Source organism: Bacillus sp. FSL K6-0073, from assembly GCF_038006085.1.
In the GTDB taxonomy this organism is placed as follows: domain Bacteria; phylum Bacillota; class Bacilli; order Bacillales; family Bacillaceae_G; genus Bacillus_A; species Bacillus_A cereus.
This window is the reverse complement of sequence record NZ_JBBOUN010000001.1, coordinates 3614309-3631019: the sequence shown is the minus strand read 5'-3', so window position 1 is coordinate 3631019 and position 16711 is coordinate 3614309. Positions and strand designations below refer to the sequence as shown.

Below are 16711 nucleotides of genomic sequence, written 5' to 3'. Positions count from 1 at the left end.
TGTAGAAAAGATGTTTTTAGATATATGCATTATTTATTAGCAATAATTAACAAGTATTCAAGCGGTAAATGAGATGGAAGTGATTAAAACAAGGAATGTGTATGAATGCAAAATAAGGTTTGAACAACATATGGAATTTTTATGAATATTACTGTAAAAAAATAATTTTTTAAAAATTTTCAATAATAATACTTTACAAAAATTAAAAAATTAGTAGAATAAGAATTAGTAAGAATCGTCTGATAAATATATAGAGAAAAACAGAATTATCAGAAAATTCTTTAATAGCTATCGTTAAGAATTAGGGAGGGTACAAAATGAAAAAGAAACAAATGAAAAAACTAACAGCAGTTGTAGCACCGGTTTTAGCAATGAGCATGGCGTTAACAGCATGTTCTACATCAGGTGGAGATAAGAAGACAAGCACAAATTCTAGCTCTAGTGGAGATAGTAAGTCAGGGGAAAAATTAGCAGCAAAACAAGTGTTAAATCGAACAGTAACACAAGAGATTCCGACGATGGACTCTTCAAAATCAACTGATACAGTATCTTCACAAATGCTAGGTAATACGATGGAAGGGTTATATCGTCTTGATAAAGACAATAAGCCGATTCCAGCAGCAGCAGAATCTAGCACGAAAAGTGAAGATGGTAAAAAATATACGTTCAAACTACGCAAAGATGCAAAATGGTCAAATGGAGATCCAGTAACTGCGAAAGATTTCGTATACGCTTGGCAACGTCTATTAGATCCAAAAACAGCTGCTGAGTATGCATTTATCGCATTCCCGATTAAAAATGCAGAAGTAGTAAATAAAGGAGAAAAACCTGTAACTGAATTAGGAGTAAAAGCAGTAGATGATCTTACGCTTGAAGTTGAGTTAGAGCAAGCAGTACCGTACTTCTTAAACTTAGTAGCATTCCCATCATATTATCCATTAAACGAAAAGTTCGTTAAAGAAAAGGGCGAGAAGTTCGGTTTAGAGTCTGATACAACTGTCTATAACGGACCGTTCGTTCTTAAAGATTGGAAGCATGAACAAGGATGGCAATTAAAGAAAAATGATCAATATTGGGATAAAAAGACTGTGAAACTGGAAGAAGTTAACTTTAGTGTTGTTAAAGAGGCTGCGACTTTAGTCAATCTATATGATAGCGGTCAAGTTGACTTCGCTTTATTAAATGGAGAGTTCGTTGATAAATATAGAAGCAAGAAAGATGAATTTGGCACATATTCACAAGTGAGTACGTATTTCATTCGTATGAACCAAAAACGTGATGGACAAGATACACCATTAAAGAGTAAAAAGTTACGTGAAGCAATTGCACTATCAGTTGATAAAAAGAATTTAGCAAACGTAATTTTAAATGATGGATCAAAAGAAGCTGACTTCTTAGTACCAAAAGGTTTAGCAACTGGACCAGACGGTAAAGACTTCCAAGAAACGTTTAAAAATGGTTTAAAACCAAATGCTAAAAAAGCTGCTGCAGCTTGGGAAGAAGCGAAAAAAGAACTTGGAAAAGATCAAGTTACGATTGAATTCTTAAACTACGATACTGGTAATGCGAAAAAAGTTGGCGAATATATTAAAGATCAGATTGAGAAAAACTTAAAAGGTGTAACAGTTAATATTAAACTTCAACCATTTAAACAAAAACTAAAATTAGAAACTGAACAACAATATGATATTTCGTATGGCGGATGGAATCCGGATTATGCAGATCCAATGACGTTCTTAGATATGTTTGAGACTGGACATTCTCATAACCAAATGAGCTTCTCTGACCCTAAATATGACGGCATGGTGAAAAAAGCTGGAACGGAATTAATGAGCGATGCGAAAAAACGTTGGGAAGAGTTAGGAAAAGCTGAAAAAACATTACTTGAAGAAGATGTAGCGATTGTACCTTTATATCAACGTGGAGATTCTTATGTTTTACAGCCAAATGTAAAGGGAGTAGTAAAACATAATATCAGTCCAGAATTTAGCTTTAAGTGGGCATATGTGACTGAAAAATAATAGAGTTGAAAAAGCATTTAAAAGTGGCTTAGCCACTTTTAAATGCTTTTTTTATGAGCTTAAAATACTAATTTTTAGTATGGTTAAATAGAGGAGAATAAGGTGTATAGTATGTACATATAGTAGATGGGGGATAAATCCTACTAAATTACAAAAGTCAGAATATTTAAAATAAAACTATTTACAAATACGAAAAAAAGAGTAGAATAACATTAGTTGTAATTTTCTGAAAAATAAATCTTTAGCAAGGGGTCTCTCAAGGGTTGGTAATGTACATATAATTAGGGAGGGTAAAAAAATGAAGAGAAAAAAGATGAAAAAGTTAACGGCAGTTGTAGTACCAGTTTTAGCGATGAGTGTTGCATTGACAGCATGTTCTGGGTCAGGTGGGGAAAAGAAAACGACTACTACATCAAATAGTGGGGAAGAAAAAAAATCTGATATTAAATATGCAGCGAAACAAGTATTAAATCGTACGGAAAACCAAGAAATTCCGACGATGGATACTTCTAAATCTACTGATACATTAGGTTCGCAAATTTTAGGGAACACGATGGAAGGCCTATATCGCCTTGATAAAGAGAATAAGCCAATTCCTGCTGCGGCAGAGTCTAGTACGAAAAGTGAAGATGGTAAAAAGTATACGTTTAAACTGCGAAAAGATGCAAAATGGTCAAATGGTGAACCTGTAACAGCGAAAGATTTCGTTTTCGCATGGCAGCGCTTACTTGATAAGAATACTGCGGCAGAATATGCATTTATTGCTTACTATATTAAAAATGCAGAAGCGATTAATAAAGGAGAAAAACCTGTAACTGAATTAGGAGCGAAGGCGGTAGATGATTACACGCTAGAAGTAGAATTAGAAAAACCGGTACCGTATTTCTTAAATTTATTAGCATTCCCATCATACTATCCATTAAATGAAAAATTCGTAAAAGAAAAAGGTGATAAGTACGGTTTAGAAGCAGATACAACTGTGTATAACGGTCCATTCGTTATGTCTTCATGGAAACATGAACAAGGTTGGCAGCTGAAGAAAAATGATAAGTACTGGGATAAAAAGACTGTGAAGTTAGAAGAAATTAACTATAGTGTAGTAAAAGAGGTTGCAACGAAAGTAAACTTGTATGATACAGGATCAATTGATTTTACATTACTATCAGGAGAGTTTGTAGATAAATATAAATCGAACAAAGAAGAATATGGTGAGTATGCGGAATCAAGTACATTCTTCTTACGTTTAAATCAAAAACGTAACGGACAAGATACGCCTTTAAAGAGCAAAAAACTTCGTGAAGCAATTGCATTATCAGTTGATAAAAAAGGATTGGCAAATGTAATTTTAAATAATGGTTCAAAAGCAACAGATCAATTGGTTCCAAAAGGACTTGCGACAGGGCCAGATGGTAAAGATTATCAAGATACATTTAAAAATGGTCTGAAATATAATCCGAAAAAAGGAGCAGCAGCGTGGGAAGAAGCGAAAAAAGAACTTGGAAAAGATCAAGTTACAATTGAATTGCTAAGCTATGATGATGGAACTGCGAAAAAGATTGCTGACTATGTAAAAGATCAAATTGAGAAAAATTTAAAAGGTGTAACGATTAATACGAAAATTCAGCCGTTCAAACAAAAATTAAAATTAGAAACTGCGCAAGATTATGAAATTTCTTATGCAGGTTGGAGTCCAGACTATGCGGATCCAATGACATTTATTGATATGTTTGAATCGAAGAGCCCGTACAACCAAATGAGTTATTCAAATCCAAAATACGATGAAATGGTAGGAAAAGCAGGTAATGAATTAATGAGTGATGCGAAAAAACGCTGGGAAACGTTAGGAAAAGCTGAAAAATTATTCCTTGAAGAAGATGCAGGGTTAGTTCCTTTATATCAAACAGGAAGATCGTATGTAATGAAACCGAATGTAAAAGGAATTGTGAAACATAACATCAGTCCAGAATATAGCTTTAAGTGGGCGTATGTAACTGAGGATGGCGGAAAAAAATAAAGTGAAAGCATTTCAAAAGTGGCTGAGCTACTTTTGAAATGCTTTTTAGTATGTATAAGGGAATAAATCTCGTTAGCCTATTGAGAATCGGGTAGGTAATTAGGAAGGTTCTATCGGAGGGATTTAGAGAGGTCAGTAAGTAGTAAGACAGATGATAGTAAGAGACCTCATGCTAATAAGAAAAATATAGAACGTAGTAATAGAGTGGAATAAGGGGAGGGATGTTTACATATAGTAGACGGGGATAATTCATATAGTAGTTAAAACAACAAGTTACTATAATAAAAAAATAAATATTTAGAAAATTTACAAAAATACTTTACAAAATTTTAAAAAATAGTAGAATATTAATTAATAAGAATTTTCTGATAACGAAAGTTAGTAGAGAAATTCTAAATGTTAATATCGTACATATAATTGGGGAGGGTACAAAAAATGAAGAGAAAAAAGATGAAAAAATTGACAGCGGTCGTAGCACCAGTTTTAGTAATGAGTATGGCATTAACAGCTTGCTCTGGATCAGGAGATAAAGAGAAGGCAAGCACAACACCGAAAAGTGGTGAAAAAGAAGGCGGAAAGCTAGCGGCGAAGCAAGTGCTTAATTTAACAGAGTCTCAAGAGATTCCATCTATGGACTCTGCTAAAGCGACAGACCAAGTATCGTTTCTAGCTTTAAACAACGTAATGGAAGGTTTATATCGACTTGATAAAGATAATAAAGCAACACCAGGAGTTGCTGAATCATATAAAAAGAGTGATGATGGTAAAAAGTATACATTTACATTAAATAAAAATGCAAAATGGTCAAATGGAGAGCCTGTAACAGCGAAAGATTTCGTGTTTGCTTGGAAACGTGCGGTAGATAAAAATACAGCAGCAGAATATGCATACATTATGTTTGATTTGAAAAATGCACAAGCGATTAATGAAGGAAAAGCTGAACTAGATACGTTAGGAGTAAAAGCTGTAGATGACTATACGTTAGAAGTAGAATTAGAAAATCCAGTTCCTTACTTTGTAGAATTAACTTCATTTGGAACATTTTATCCATTAAACGAGAAATTTGTAAAAGAAAAAGGTGAAAAGTACGGTTTAGAATCAGATACGACGTTATACAACGGACCGTTTACATTGACAGACTGGAAACATGAAGAAGGTTGGAAGTTAAAGAAAAATGCACAATATTGGGATAATAAAACAGTGAAGTTAGATGAAATCAACTTTAACGTAGTAAAAGATAGTGGTACACGTGTTAACTTATATGAAAGTGGACAAATCGATCGTTCAGGACTTACATCTGAATTTGTTGACAAATATAAATCAAACCCCGACTTCTTTACACAAAAAACACCGTCAACGTACTTCTTACGCTTAAACCAAAAACGTGGTGGGCAAGATACAGTGTTAAAGAGCAAAGATCTACGTTTAGCGATTGCAAAAGCGTATGATAAAAAAGGCTTAACGAACGTTATTTTAAATGACGGATCTACACCGGCAGATTACTTAGTACCAAAAGAATTTGCTAAGAGCCCAGATGGAAAAGACTTCCGTAAAGAAAATGGAGATATTTTAAAAACAGATGTGAAAAAAGCAAAAGAGCATTGGGAAAAAGCGAAAAAAGAACTTGGAAAAGATGCAATTACAGTAGAACTATTAAACTATGATGGTGATGGTGCGAAAAAAGTAGGAGAATTCTTAAAAGGAGAACTTGAGAAAAACTTACCAGGTTTAACAGTGAATTTGAAAAACCAGCCATTTAAACAAAAGTTAAAATTAGAATCAGATCTAGATTATGATTTATCTTACGCTGGTTGGGGCCCTGACTACTTAGATCCAATGACATTCATTGATATGTTCGTTACAAATGGCCCTCATAACCAAACAGGATATTCAAATCCTAAATATGATGAAATTGTACAAAAAGGTAAAGGTGAGCTATTAACGAAAACGAAAGAGCGTTGGGATAGCTTACTGAAAGCGGAGAAAATGTTATTGGAAGATGCAGCAATTGCACCATTATATCAACGTGGTGATGCTATCGTTCAAAGACAGAAAGTAAAAGGTATTGTTCACCATCCAGTTGGTGGAGACTACAGCTATAAATGGGCATATATTACAGAGGATAAGTAAGATGAGGGGCGTACAATACGCCCTTTTTTCTATGCACTTTTCTTCCGTGCTCGAATATATAAAATAAAAAAGGGAGAATCCCATGAAGCGAAACACATACATCGATTTCCTAGCTTATTACGGAATAGGAAGTGCTCATCCTGGTGGTTTTACGTTAACAAAACAATTGTTAGCACAACTGCCTTTTAAATATGGAGCGAATGTCCTTGAAATAGGTTGCGGTACGGGAAAAACAGCGGCATATATGACAAGGGAATTTGGTTATAAAGTAACAACTGTTGAAAAGAATGAAATTATGATTCAAAAGGCAAAAGATAGATGGTTGTTTGAAGGGTTAGATATACAATTAATTGAAGGAAGTGTAGAGCATTTACCGTGTTTGAATAACTCATTTGAGTTCGTACTTGGAGAATCAATCATCGCTTTTACAGACAAAGAAAGGGTTATCTCGGAGTGTTATCGTGTATTACAGCAGGACGGTAAGCTTGTTGTCATTGAAATGATTATTGATAGGCACATTGATAAGGGTGAGGAAGAAAAAATCGTCCAATTATATGGCATGAAAGAACTATTAACTGAGAAGGAGTGGGTACAATTATTTCAGAAAGCAAATTTTAAAAGAATTACAATTGCTGGTGGTGGCACGATTGCAGAAACAATCTCTGGCTATGTAGAAGAGCCAGAATGGAATGTATCCTCACATATTCCGAATGAGTTATATGAGGCGTGGATACAGCATGAAAATGTACGGCTTATGTACCAACACATTTTAGGGCATCGTATTTTTATATGTGAAAAATAAAGAAAAAGAGTTGGCTAAAGGTAGCCAACTCTTTACTATGTTAAATGAAAAATAATGCAGCTAATGTAATTCCGAAGATGAAACCAAATCCGAGTTCAACACCCCAGCCACAACCGCCGCCTCCCCAGCCGCCGCAACCACAACTACTACAACCACGACCACCACATCCGCAGCTGCTGAATCCACCACCGCATCCGAATCCACAACTATCACACCTGCTAAGGCCTCCACAAAGGTCACAACCACCGTTTGCATAAGCGTCGTAGTATCCGAACCCTGAATCAAAAGATGAGCGCTGTTGCACCGGTTCGATCCATACAGAGTTTTGTGTCACATCGATTATTTTACCTAAATGTATACGGCCATCACGGTCTTCAATCCGAACAACTTTTCCGAAATAACGTTGGCATGTATCATAACATTTTTGTCTATGCATATTCTTTTCTCCTTCCGCATTACAGTAATACGATATGTAAGGGGGACAAGTGCGGCTTGTACGAATGCCCTATCTATCATAATTGTTATAGGAAAGGGGAAATATAAGAAGAGGATATATAAGGAGGAAAAGGCATGAAATCTACAGATCAGTTTCAGACATACGAAGTACCGTGGGAAGATTTTATTGAAGCGTTACGAGAGGAAATGAAGAAGCAAGTAGGGGCAGATATTATTGATACAGTAGTTTGCAATTTAGAAGATGGTTTTGAAGTGTATACATATGTGCAGGGGGATTTAGATTTTGAATATAAGGAAGCGCTTGAGAGAAAATACGGAAGTGATGCGAAGACACCTAATGTGTTAACGATAATGTTATTAGCTAGTATTTATAATACAAGTGAAGAGAATATACGCTTGCATGCGGATAATAAAGAGAATCCGATTGTTGAAGTGTATGTAAAGCAATGAAACACGCTGTGGAAGGCGTGTTTTTTATTTGTATGATAAAATGTTAGAAAATTGAGAAAGAAGGTGAAGGATTGGGAATTAAACATCTTAATTTAACAGTTACAGATGTAACAGCAGCTAGAGAGTTTTTAGAGAAGTATTTTGGTCTAATTTGTAGTGGAACAAGGGGAAATGGCTTTGCAGTTATGCGTGATAATGATGGATTTATACTAACTTTAATGAAAGGAAAAGAAGTTCAGTATCCAAGAACATTTCACGTAGGATTTCCACAAGAAAGTGAAGAACAAGTAGATAAGATAAATCAAAGATTGAAGGAAGATGGATTTTTGGTCGAGCCTCCTAAGCATGTCCATGCGTATACGTTTTACGTTGAAGCACCTGGTGGATTTACAATAGAAGTGATGTGTTAAGTCAAAAATCAAACTTTTTGTTATGTGTTTTTAAAATAAAAAGTAGGAAAAGTCTGTTTTAAGTGTGGAGCTTAAACAGGCTTTTTTACTTATAGTATCGGATAGAAAACGCTAGAAGGAATAATATTCAGTTCTTATAACTGTTTACATAATAAAATTATGCTGGGTTCGTTGTCCTAAAATACAAGTCATATATCTTGTTTCCTCTCATAAATTTAAACATAGGAATTTGTCTACAAAGGTGGCGAAGCCTCATCATGAAAATCCGAATTTGTGCCACGTTCATGTTGTTTCTATTTATATGTTTACCTTTATCAGCTTTTGCAAAAGGAGAGGAGGCAAAGGAAAGGGTCGTTTCACTTGTATATGACGATTCGGGCAGCATGAGAAATAACGATCGCTGGAAATATGCCAATTATGCTTTGCAAAGTTTAGTTGCGCTATTGGATGAAAAAGATAAATTTTCTTACGTTCCAATGAGTAAGCCGAATGATCCATTAAACATTTCGTTAACGAAGGATAAAAGGCAAACAGAAATTGAGGGAATTGGAGCGTGGAAAACGTATTTAAATACTCCATTTAGCGCGGTAGAAACGGCGATGCAATCTATAAAAAAGGAAGCAGATATAGATGGAAAACGTGAATTTTGGCTTATTGTATTAACTGACGGGGCATTTAATGATTTAGAGAAAGATAAGGTTGGCGGAAAAGAACAAATTTTGCAGAAATTAGCCCAGTTTAAGAAAGAAATGGATGCAAAAAAGATATCGTTACATCCAGTCTTAATTACGATGGAAGAAGATTTAGGACAACAAGAAAAAGAACAACTAAATACGTTCAAGGAAATATGGAAGAAAGAGATAAATGGTGTTACGATGCCGTCAAGCGGAGAAGATGGCATTGTAAAAAGTGTAAATCAAGTGGCAGCATTAGTTGCAAATCGTGATCCATTCTCCTCTGTTGAATCGATTGTAAAAACGAAAGTAGTGGGGAAAAGAGTAGAGATTACAACACCGTTTCCATTAAAGCGTATGACGCTTGTACGACAATCGCCTTCTCTGCCCGATTATCAGGTCACACAAATTTCTAAACCATTACAATTGCAATCTTCTTTTTCCATACATGCACCAGGAGAAGCAAAATTGTTCGGAAATATAGTTCATATAAGTACGGAAAATGAGGAAGTTATTAAACCAGGAACTTATACGATAGAAGTGGACCAGGACATTGAGAAAGAAGGACTACAAGTACTAGTTGAACCAGCGCTTAATTATACGGTTTCTACTTATGACAAAGATGATAGTAGTCAAAAAAATGTAGAGAAAATGTACGAAGGTGTTACTGCTGTTATTGAAGCAAAGCCTACGGAGTTGCCAGTTCAGTCTTCTTACTTTCAGGCAGAAGTAGAAATAGACGGAAAACAATATGCAATGAAGTGGGATGATAAGAGGCATGTGTTTTATTACGAAACGAAGCTTGGTAAAGGGTTAGTACGCGGGAAAGTTCATATGAATATAAAGGGGTTTTATAGACAGACGAAAGAATTTAAAATTGAAACAGCTGAGAAACCGAAATTATCACTTCAAACTGTTACAAAAGATTATGAAGAAAAAGTGACAAATTTAGAGAATAGTAAACCATTTGTTTTACAACCACAGTTAGATGGCAAGTCAATGACAGAAGAAGCTGTAAAAAAACTATTAAAATCTACTGGTGTCACATCTAAACAATCAATCAATTATGAAATAAAGCAACATGGAAATCAAATCTATGTTTATCCTCGTCCCTATTACTCCGACACATTTAATTTTACAGATACCGGCACCGTAGAAGCTACCATCGTAATGCAGGATTCAAAATTACAAGAAGTAAAGAAAAACATAACATTCCATATTCAAGATGCTCCGTTTTATGAAAAATATGCGCTTATTTTTAAGTTTGTCATTCCTATCACTTTATTACTACTAGTAGTAGGAATCATTGTTTTAGGATGGATTGTTCGGCCAAGATTTCACCGGAAAGCACTACTGTATTATGAATGGGATCAAGAGGTAGCGAAAGATTGGCTATATCAATCTGAACCAGAATTACTTCGAAATAAATGGTGGAACCATTATTTTGGTATCCCATTTAGAGCAGAAAGAAAAACAGTGCAATCCGTTACGTTTATAGCGAAGAAAGGTTCGAAATCTGTCTTTGTAGCGAAAGAATCACAAGTAGTTGGAATGATTATTGATGGAATGTTTATAACAGAGGATGAAGTAGGAATGGAACATAAGACACTATATCCAAATGAACTTTTACTAATTGATAGAGGATATGGTAAAGAGATTTACAAGTACGAATGTGAATAGTAGGTAGGGATAAGAAGGGGATGGAGTATGGATTCTCTTTCCCTTTTTTCAAACAAGCAAGAATAGGAAGGTGGTTCACATGACATTACAAGTTCCAACAATATTAATTGGTTTAGGTGGAATCGGTAGTACTGTGACGCATCAAATATATGAAAAATTACCTGAAGAGCGCCGGAAAAAGGTAGCAATGCACGTATTTGATACAGATGTGAATACATTGAGTAAATTTGATCATATTCGAAAGTTTAAGACACAAACGAGTTCTAGTAAAACGCCCAGGGAGTATATTGCAGGAGATCCAACAATCCCAGAGTGGTTTCCGATGGATCCGACTATACTTGATAAACCATTAACAGAAGGAGCAGGACAGTTACGCGTCATTTCACGTTTAGCGTTACGTGCTGCGATGAAAGAAGATAAATTAACGTCCTTTTGGCAAGAAATTGAGAAAATTTTTCCGGTTACAAGTGATCAAACAGAATATGGTGTGCGTGTCATTATAGTAACATCACTAGCAGGCGGAACAGGTTCGGGGATGTTTCTGCAAATTGCATTATATTTACGTGAAATGCTTCGGAAAAAATTGCAGCATCATAACATTTTAATACGCGGTGCGTTTTTAATGCCGGATGTTTTAGTAAAGACGAGAACAGTTAGTGCGAAAGAGTTTGAAACGGTGCAAGCGAACGGCTATGCATCGTTAAAAGAATTACATGCTATTACGCTCGGTTCTACTGGAGAATTATCAAAACGCGGCGGTGTAACAATTGAATTAGAGTATCGCCCTGATCAAGTAGATGAAGACGGAAGAACGAATCATACAATTAAACAACATCATTTACCGTACAATTATTGTTTCTTATACGATTATGAAAACCTACATGGACACCATTTACACAATTTATCAGATTATATGGAACAGATGGCAAATACAATTTATTTACAGTTATTTAGCCCGATGTCCACAAGTCATTTTGCACAGGAAGACAATCAAATTCAGCAATTAGCAGAATCAAGCGGAAAAGGGCGATATTGCGGGGCAGGAACGGCAAAACTCATTTATCCATATGAACATGTGTTAAAATATTGTGCTTTAAAATGGGCGGTGCAAGGTTTAGATGAATCGTGGCTTCATTTAGATCAACTGTTTCAAGAGAAGAAGCAAAGATACGATCAAGATGTAAAACGTGGGATGCAACGTGAAAAGCCGGAGAGAGGTAAAAGTTATTTAGAGGACTTGGAGCATCTTGCTACCCGTCCAGAGCAAGCTCATATTTTCTATAGACAAATGTACAATGAAACACGTGAAGGAGCAGAGGGTGGTAAGATCGGAGTTGCGAAATCAAAACTGTTTTTAGAAGCTGTAGAAAGTTATGTACAACGAACGGTGCAAAAAGATGAGGAATTAAATCGTCTGCAACATGAGTGTAAAATTTCAGCTGCGAAACTGAAAATGATGGAACAAATGAAAGGTGAAGTGGCAAGAGTGGATCATGCGGTTCGTTTATATGCGTATGCAATTCCGAGCCGTGTACATGAACATGTAACGACACTTTTATATGACATGATTGAATCAGACCGCTTTTCACCAAGTGGTTCTGAAGGGCAGTCCTATCAATTAAATACATGGTTTTTAAAGAAAACAGATCCAGTTCACCCAGTAGCAGCACGTTTTATGTTATATGAAATTCGAAAGCAGTTAGTGGAAAAAATGAATCGACTACATGAAAATAATGAACAAAAGCGTAATGTAATTCAAAACTACGATAAAAAATTTAATGTGGGTAATATCGATGGAACGATAACGGCTGTACGCCGAGTAGAAATTGCTCAACAACAAGGCTGGTTCGGAAAAATGATTAATAATCAGCAACGTTTATTCAAAAGAGAATTTGAAGACATCGTAACGCAATATGTACACAAATTAAATGAATATCGAAAAGAAATGCTATTAGAACTTGTATATCAATCGCTATATCAAGCAGTTAATAAAATGATTCAATATTGGGAAAGATTTTTTGATAATTTACATGAAACACGTGAAAATTTACTGTTTGAGATCCAAAAGCGCAGTAAGGAATTTGAAGGGAAAACAAACCCGACGAATGTATATGTATTAGCTGAGGAACAGCTGCAAGAAAAGATATGGCAAGATATGCAGCAACATTTAAATTTAGGTGTACTACCGAAAGATATATCAGCGGAAATTTATATGAGTTTGTACGGGGAATATTGTCGTGATGCGAAAACAGAAGAGATTCAGTCGAAAAAGGTAGAGGATTTCTATCGAGAACATATACTGAGCTATTGTTATGACGAACTGCAAGTACGCTATCGTGATAAATTAGAACTGAATATCATTGAAGCGTTGCGAAAAGAAGCAGATTATAAGAAACGTGATTGCGATGAATACGTTCGTGAAAAAATTGAAGACCTGTTCCATTTAGCGAGTCCATTCGTTCCGAAAGTTGCTCATCATAGGGAATTACAATATTGGGGTATACATCCTTCTTTAAAGAAAGAGCTGCAAGAGGAATTAATTCAAGAAATGTTTAAAGAAAAAGATACAGTACATGAAGCCTTTTCGCCATTTGAAGTAATCTGTTATCGAGCGCATTACGGCTTATCGCTGCAAGATTTTCCTAAATTATCATCAGGACATATTTCAAACGGATTTATGAATGATAAAGGTGACTATTTCCAATCGTATTATCGCCGTGTAAATAAATTAAATAGTAAAAAATCTAGTTTAACGCCGCATTTAGATAAGTATTGGCACTTACCAGCCTTTATGCCAGATTTAAACGCGACTCAAACAAAATTAGATTATGATAAATGTAATCGTGCATTACTATACGCATATATGTATCGCTGGATTAGTTTAGTTGCTGTTGATGGACAATTTGTGTATCAATATAACGGTGTAGGACGTAGCTTTTTAATTCAGTCGATGGGGAAAAATATTTCAAGCGAAAGTTATAAATTACACAGAGCATTGCTTCATAATCCGTTTATTTATGAAAACATCTTGTCACGATTTGAAGAAGAGCAAGAAAAGGCGATGATACAAGGTGGACATTTATATACACATCCGTTCGTATTAGGAGCCCAAGATGTAAGATGGCTTAGAAAAGAACATGTCCACAATCTTTTAGATATGATTTTAATGTATGACCGTGAAGCGAAGTATGATCCGACATTAGAAGAAACATCAGATGAATTATTAAGACTATTCCTCGATGAAATCGAGTTGTATTTCCAGAACTATTACGGTACAGGTGCCGATATGGTGGCAAAGAAAGAGAAAGAAATGTTTATTAAACAATTGTGGGATCGCTCGCATGCAAAAGGATATGTAGATCCAAATAGCGCTCCGTATAAAAAATGGCAAAATTTATTAAGTGTTCAAGATGAAGAAGAAACGCCAAAAACGAATGTATAATGAATGAAAAGGGAATCCTTAAAAGTGGCAATACAACTTTAGAAAAGAGGGATTCTGATGCCGTTTTTAGGAAGTGTATATCAAATATTTGGATTGTATCCAGAAATTTATTATGGAATGATTTCAGCTGAACTTGCAGAGCAGCAAGGATTGGAACAAGCGGAAAACGAAGAACCAGAAACAGAAGTATAACTGTATAGGAAGCTTCAAAATAAAAATGATAATACGCTACTTGCTCTTTAGACGTATGAGAGCAAGTAGCGTGTTTTTTCTATTTAATAATCCCATTTTCTAAAATTTTAATAGTTGGTGCCACTTTCACATTAGCTTTTGAAAAGGCACTTGGCCAATCATCTTCAACTTGTTTCCATTCTTTATAGCGAAATGCTCTCGCATAATCACCAAATCCGAATGGATCGAGTTGCTGTTTCTGAATTTTGTGGATTAATTCGTTTAAATCTTTGTTTAGTTGTTTTGTAATAAGAGAAGTTAATTTTTTTCTATCACTATCTATATCCATGTTGAATGTAAGTTCAGATACGGCAATTTTTAAATCCATTTTAATATTAAATTTGAATCGGTTATCGCTATAGTCTGTACCGATATCATGATTCATACTAAGAACGTTTATTGTTATAAAATCGTTGCCCTTTGTATCTTTTAGATGGCTATTACTTTCAACTAAATTAGAGGGGATTTTCATTGTAAGTGAAACGGGTATATTAGCTTTCTTTTGCACCATAAGAAGAAGGGCACTTTCATAGCGAGTTAAAGACATCTTATAAGCTCCACGAGAGGTTAATAGTGCCGAACCAGTAACAATAACATCTTTCTTCCCTTTTTTTATTTCTGAAATAGCAGGAGTTACCCCATGCCCATCAACTTAAGAATGAAAACAAAATGAACTTTCGTTCATATAAACGAAACACCTCTAAAATATTTGGTGCTCTTAAAAAGAAGCACACCAAATAAACCTAGATAGGTATCACTTTTTTAAGATTATGCAGTTTTCTTTTGTTTTCTCAATCCATTATACTCATAGACAACACCCAAAATATCAAAGACTGTTTTCTTATCGTATCGATGAGATTTCCGACCATTCTTTTGGAGTAAGTAGAACAGGCGGATTAGAATTTTTGTTATTTCTTGGGTGTTTTGCTCTATAGATTGATATAAAATGGACAAATGATCTTGAATCATTCCAATTGCTTTATATTCGCTTAACTCCTTTTGTTTCTTTTGTAAAATCAATTGTCGCATCTTAAACATAATAGAAGAGCATAAAAAAATGGAAATGAGTTTTCCATAAACATGGCATTCTAATCGCTCTTGTTTAATATTTTGCCAATGATGAATTTGAAATAATGATTTCCAAGTTTTAAAGATGATTTCAACTTGCCAGCGGAGAGAGTAAAAATCATGAATTTGTTCCATCGGGACAATCTCCCAAGGTGTATTGGTAACATACAGGTTCATGCCAACTAATCGTTTGCTTTTTTCCGAATATGTAATGCCCTTTTTACTTTCCGTATACACTTGTTTTTTCATACGTTCACGAAGTTGTTTTCCTGTTAATCGATACATAATCACCCTAGTGAATAGTTTTTTATCCTTTCCAATATAAGCATCTTTTATTTCATAGACCTGCCCTGGTTTTAAGGTATTCATAATGTGTTCTAAATCAACTTTGATATACTGAGACTGTTTTTTTACTGTCCCATTTCGAAAGTATTCAGGAAATTCATTTTTTATATACACCCTATTGTTTAATTTGAGCCGTGATATATAATACACGCCACGTTGGTCCATTTGATCTAAATCATCCAGTGAATAATAGCCTAAATCCCGAATACATAGATCACCAGGACGTAATGTTGCTAAACATTCTGTTCCAAAGGTTTTATCATTATTTTTCCCTGGTTCCACTTGGAAATTTAAAAACTGGCCATTATGTAAATCATATTCTAACTGGATTTTTATACCCGCTGTTTGAGCACAACCACCTGATCCAGGATACACACTAGCTAAATGCTTTGGTACCTGGAAAATCGTTGCATCTAAAATACGAATTCGTTGAAAATAAGCGATTGAAGAGCTTGGAATCGCTGATGTTTCACAAATTTTACTTTTTAGTAATGTAGAGAAAATGTGTTTTAAAAAGCAAACAGCTTTTTTATTGAAACGTTTATTAAGTCCTTCTGGACTCATGATTGTTCCTGTAACAGCATGAAGTTGACTACATAGTCGTACTAAAGAATCACTCGCTACCCGTTGACTAATCCAAACACAGATAGTAGCTAAATCATGCCCTGAAAACTTACGTTTTCGTTGTACAAAACCTAGTTCTCTAGCAAGATTTTCTAAAAATGAAGGAGTAAGATGTTCATATAATTCTTCAGCAAATAATTGTAGTTCACTTTGAATCGAAAGATTCATAAAAAACGCCACCCTTTCCTATGATTCTATAGAAAGGATAACTTCTTTTTTGCTTTATGGGTAGTGTAAAACCTTAGCCTGATATTGATGTAATGTGACCCAAAATAGCTGACAACCTATATCAAACGAAATACCAAAATATCCCTTTAAAATGATATAATTAAATTTAGAATACTAACATAAAACTACAGGAGGC

General features: G+C 34.9%; 11 protein-coding genes and 1 pseudogene. 9 read left to right on the top strand and 3 right to left on the bottom strand.

The window, feature by feature from the left end; all coding sequences use genetic code 11:
- Positions 1-317 precede the first annotated feature (317 nt).
- The 4 genes from MHB52_RS18685 to MHB52_RS18670 all read left to right on the top strand — a co-directional run bounded on the left by MHB52_RS18685 (position 318) and on the right by MHB52_RS18670 (position 6967).
- Positions 318-2021, top strand: a complete 1704-nt coding sequence (locus MHB52_RS18685; RefSeq protein WP_000730168.1) for a peptide ABC transporter substrate-binding protein — start codon at positions 318-320, stop codon at positions 2019-2021.
- A 298-nt stretch (positions 2022-2319) separates the two neighbouring features.
- A complete protein-coding gene (locus MHB52_RS18680; protein WP_016118452.1) occupies positions 2320-4035 on the top strand; it encodes a peptide ABC transporter substrate-binding protein in 1716 nt (571 codons plus the stop codon).
- A 435-nt stretch (positions 4036-4470) separates the two neighbouring features.
- Positions 4471-6165: a peptide ABC transporter substrate-binding protein gene (locus tag MHB52_RS18675; RefSeq protein ID WP_000823447.1), complete on the top strand. Its 1695-nt coding sequence runs from the start codon at positions 4471-4473 to the stop codon at positions 6163-6165.
- Between the two features lie 82 nt (positions 6166-6247).
- Positions 6248-6967, top strand: a complete 720-nt coding sequence (locus MHB52_RS18670) for a class I SAM-dependent methyltransferase (protein WP_000828253.1) — start codon at positions 6248-6250, stop codon at positions 6965-6967.
- Between the two features lie 40 nt (positions 6968-7007).
- Here the strand turns inward: MHB52_RS18670 and MHB52_RS18665 are convergent, their stop codons facing one another.
- Positions 7008-7403: a hypothetical protein gene (locus tag MHB52_RS18665; protein WP_000554977.1), complete on the bottom strand. Its 396-nt coding sequence runs from the start codon at positions 7401-7403 to the stop codon at positions 7008-7010.
- Positions 7404-7537: 134 nt separating this feature from the next.
- Between MHB52_RS18665 and MHB52_RS18660 the strand changes: the two genes are divergently transcribed.
- From MHB52_RS18660 to MHB52_RS18640, 5 genes are all read left to right on the top strand, one after another.
- Complete coding sequence (locus MHB52_RS18660) at positions 7538-7873, top strand: hypothetical protein (RefSeq protein ID WP_000842885.1); 336 nt, start codon at positions 7538-7540, stop codon at positions 7871-7873.
- Positions 7874-7944: 71 nt separating this feature from the next.
- Positions 7945-8283, top strand: coding sequence for a VOC family protein (locus MHB52_RS18655; protein WP_000511521.1), 339 nt, complete (start codon positions 7945-7947; stop codon positions 8281-8283).
- 257 nt (positions 8284-8540) lie between these two features.
- On the top strand, positions 8541-10637 hold the full coding sequence (locus tag MHB52_RS18650) for a vWA domain-containing protein (RefSeq protein ID WP_000702059.1): 2097 nt from the start codon (positions 8541-8543) through the stop codon (positions 10635-10637).
- Positions 10638-10716: 79 nt separating this feature from the next.
- Complete coding sequence (locus MHB52_RS18645) at positions 10717-14079, top strand: tubulin-like doman-containing protein (RefSeq protein WP_061664840.1); 3363 nt, start codon at positions 10717-10719, stop codon at positions 14077-14079.
- A gap of 57 nt (positions 14080-14136) precedes the next feature.
- Positions 14137-14271 carry a hypothetical protein gene (locus MHB52_RS18640; RefSeq protein WP_001116174.1) on the top strand — a complete coding sequence of 45 codons (135 nt, stop codon included), beginning with the start codon at positions 14137-14139 and terminating at the stop codon, positions 14269-14271.
- 79 nt (positions 14272-14350) lie between these two features.
- On the opposite strand, the pseudogene MHB52_RS18635 reads toward MHB52_RS18640, so the two are convergent.
- Together MHB52_RS18635 and MHB52_RS18630 are read right to left on the bottom strand one after the other, a co-directional pair.
- A pseudogene (locus MHB52_RS18635) lies at positions 14351-14950 on the bottom strand (Ger(x)C family spore germination C-terminal domain-containing protein); the annotation flags it as partial.
- 128 nt (positions 14951-15078) lie between these two features.
- Positions 15079-16515 (bottom strand): IS4 family transposase, encoded by a 1437-nt coding sequence (locus MHB52_RS18630; protein WP_061663573.1) that lies wholly within the window; start codon positions 16513-16515, stop codon positions 15079-15081.
- Between the last annotated feature and the right edge of the window lie 196 nt (positions 16516-16711).

Excerpts from the sequence above, each read along its gene's own strand:
- MHB52_RS18685 (WP_000730168.1), top strand. The coding sequence starts at position 318 with ATGAAAAAGAAACAAATGAAAAAACTAACAGCAGTTGTAGCACCGGTT.
- MHB52_RS18680 (WP_016118452.1), top strand. The coding sequence starts at position 2,320 with ATGAAGAGAAAAAAGATGAAAAAGTTAACGGCAGTTGTAGTACCAGTT.
- MHB52_RS18675 (WP_000823447.1), top strand. The coding sequence starts at position 4,471 with ATGAAGAGAAAAAAGATGAAAAAATTGACAGCGGTCGTAGCACCAGTT.
- MHB52_RS18670 (WP_000828253.1), top strand. The coding sequence starts at position 6,248 with ATGAAGCGAAACACATACATCGATTTCCTAGCTTATTACGGAATAGGA.
- MHB52_RS18665 (WP_000554977.1), bottom strand. The coding sequence starts at position 7,403 with ATGCATAGACAAAAATGTTATGATACATGCCAACGTTATTTCGGAAAA.
- MHB52_RS18660 (WP_000842885.1), top strand. The coding sequence starts at position 7,538 with ATGAAATCTACAGATCAGTTTCAGACATACGAAGTACCGTGGGAAGAT.
- MHB52_RS18650 (WP_000702059.1), top strand. The coding sequence starts at position 8,541 with ATGAAAATCCGAATTTGTGCCACGTTCATGTTGTTTCTATTTATATGT.
- MHB52_RS18645 (WP_061664840.1), top strand. The coding sequence starts at position 10,717 with ATGACATTACAAGTTCCAACAATATTAATTGGTTTAGGTGGAATCGGT.
- MHB52_RS18640 (WP_001116174.1), top strand. The coding sequence starts at position 14,137 with ATGCCGTTTTTAGGAAGTGTATATCAAATATTTGGATTGTATCCAGAA.
- MHB52_RS18630 (WP_061663573.1), bottom strand. The coding sequence starts at position 16,515 with ATGAATCTTTCGATTCAAAGTGAACTACAATTATTTGCTGAAGAATTA.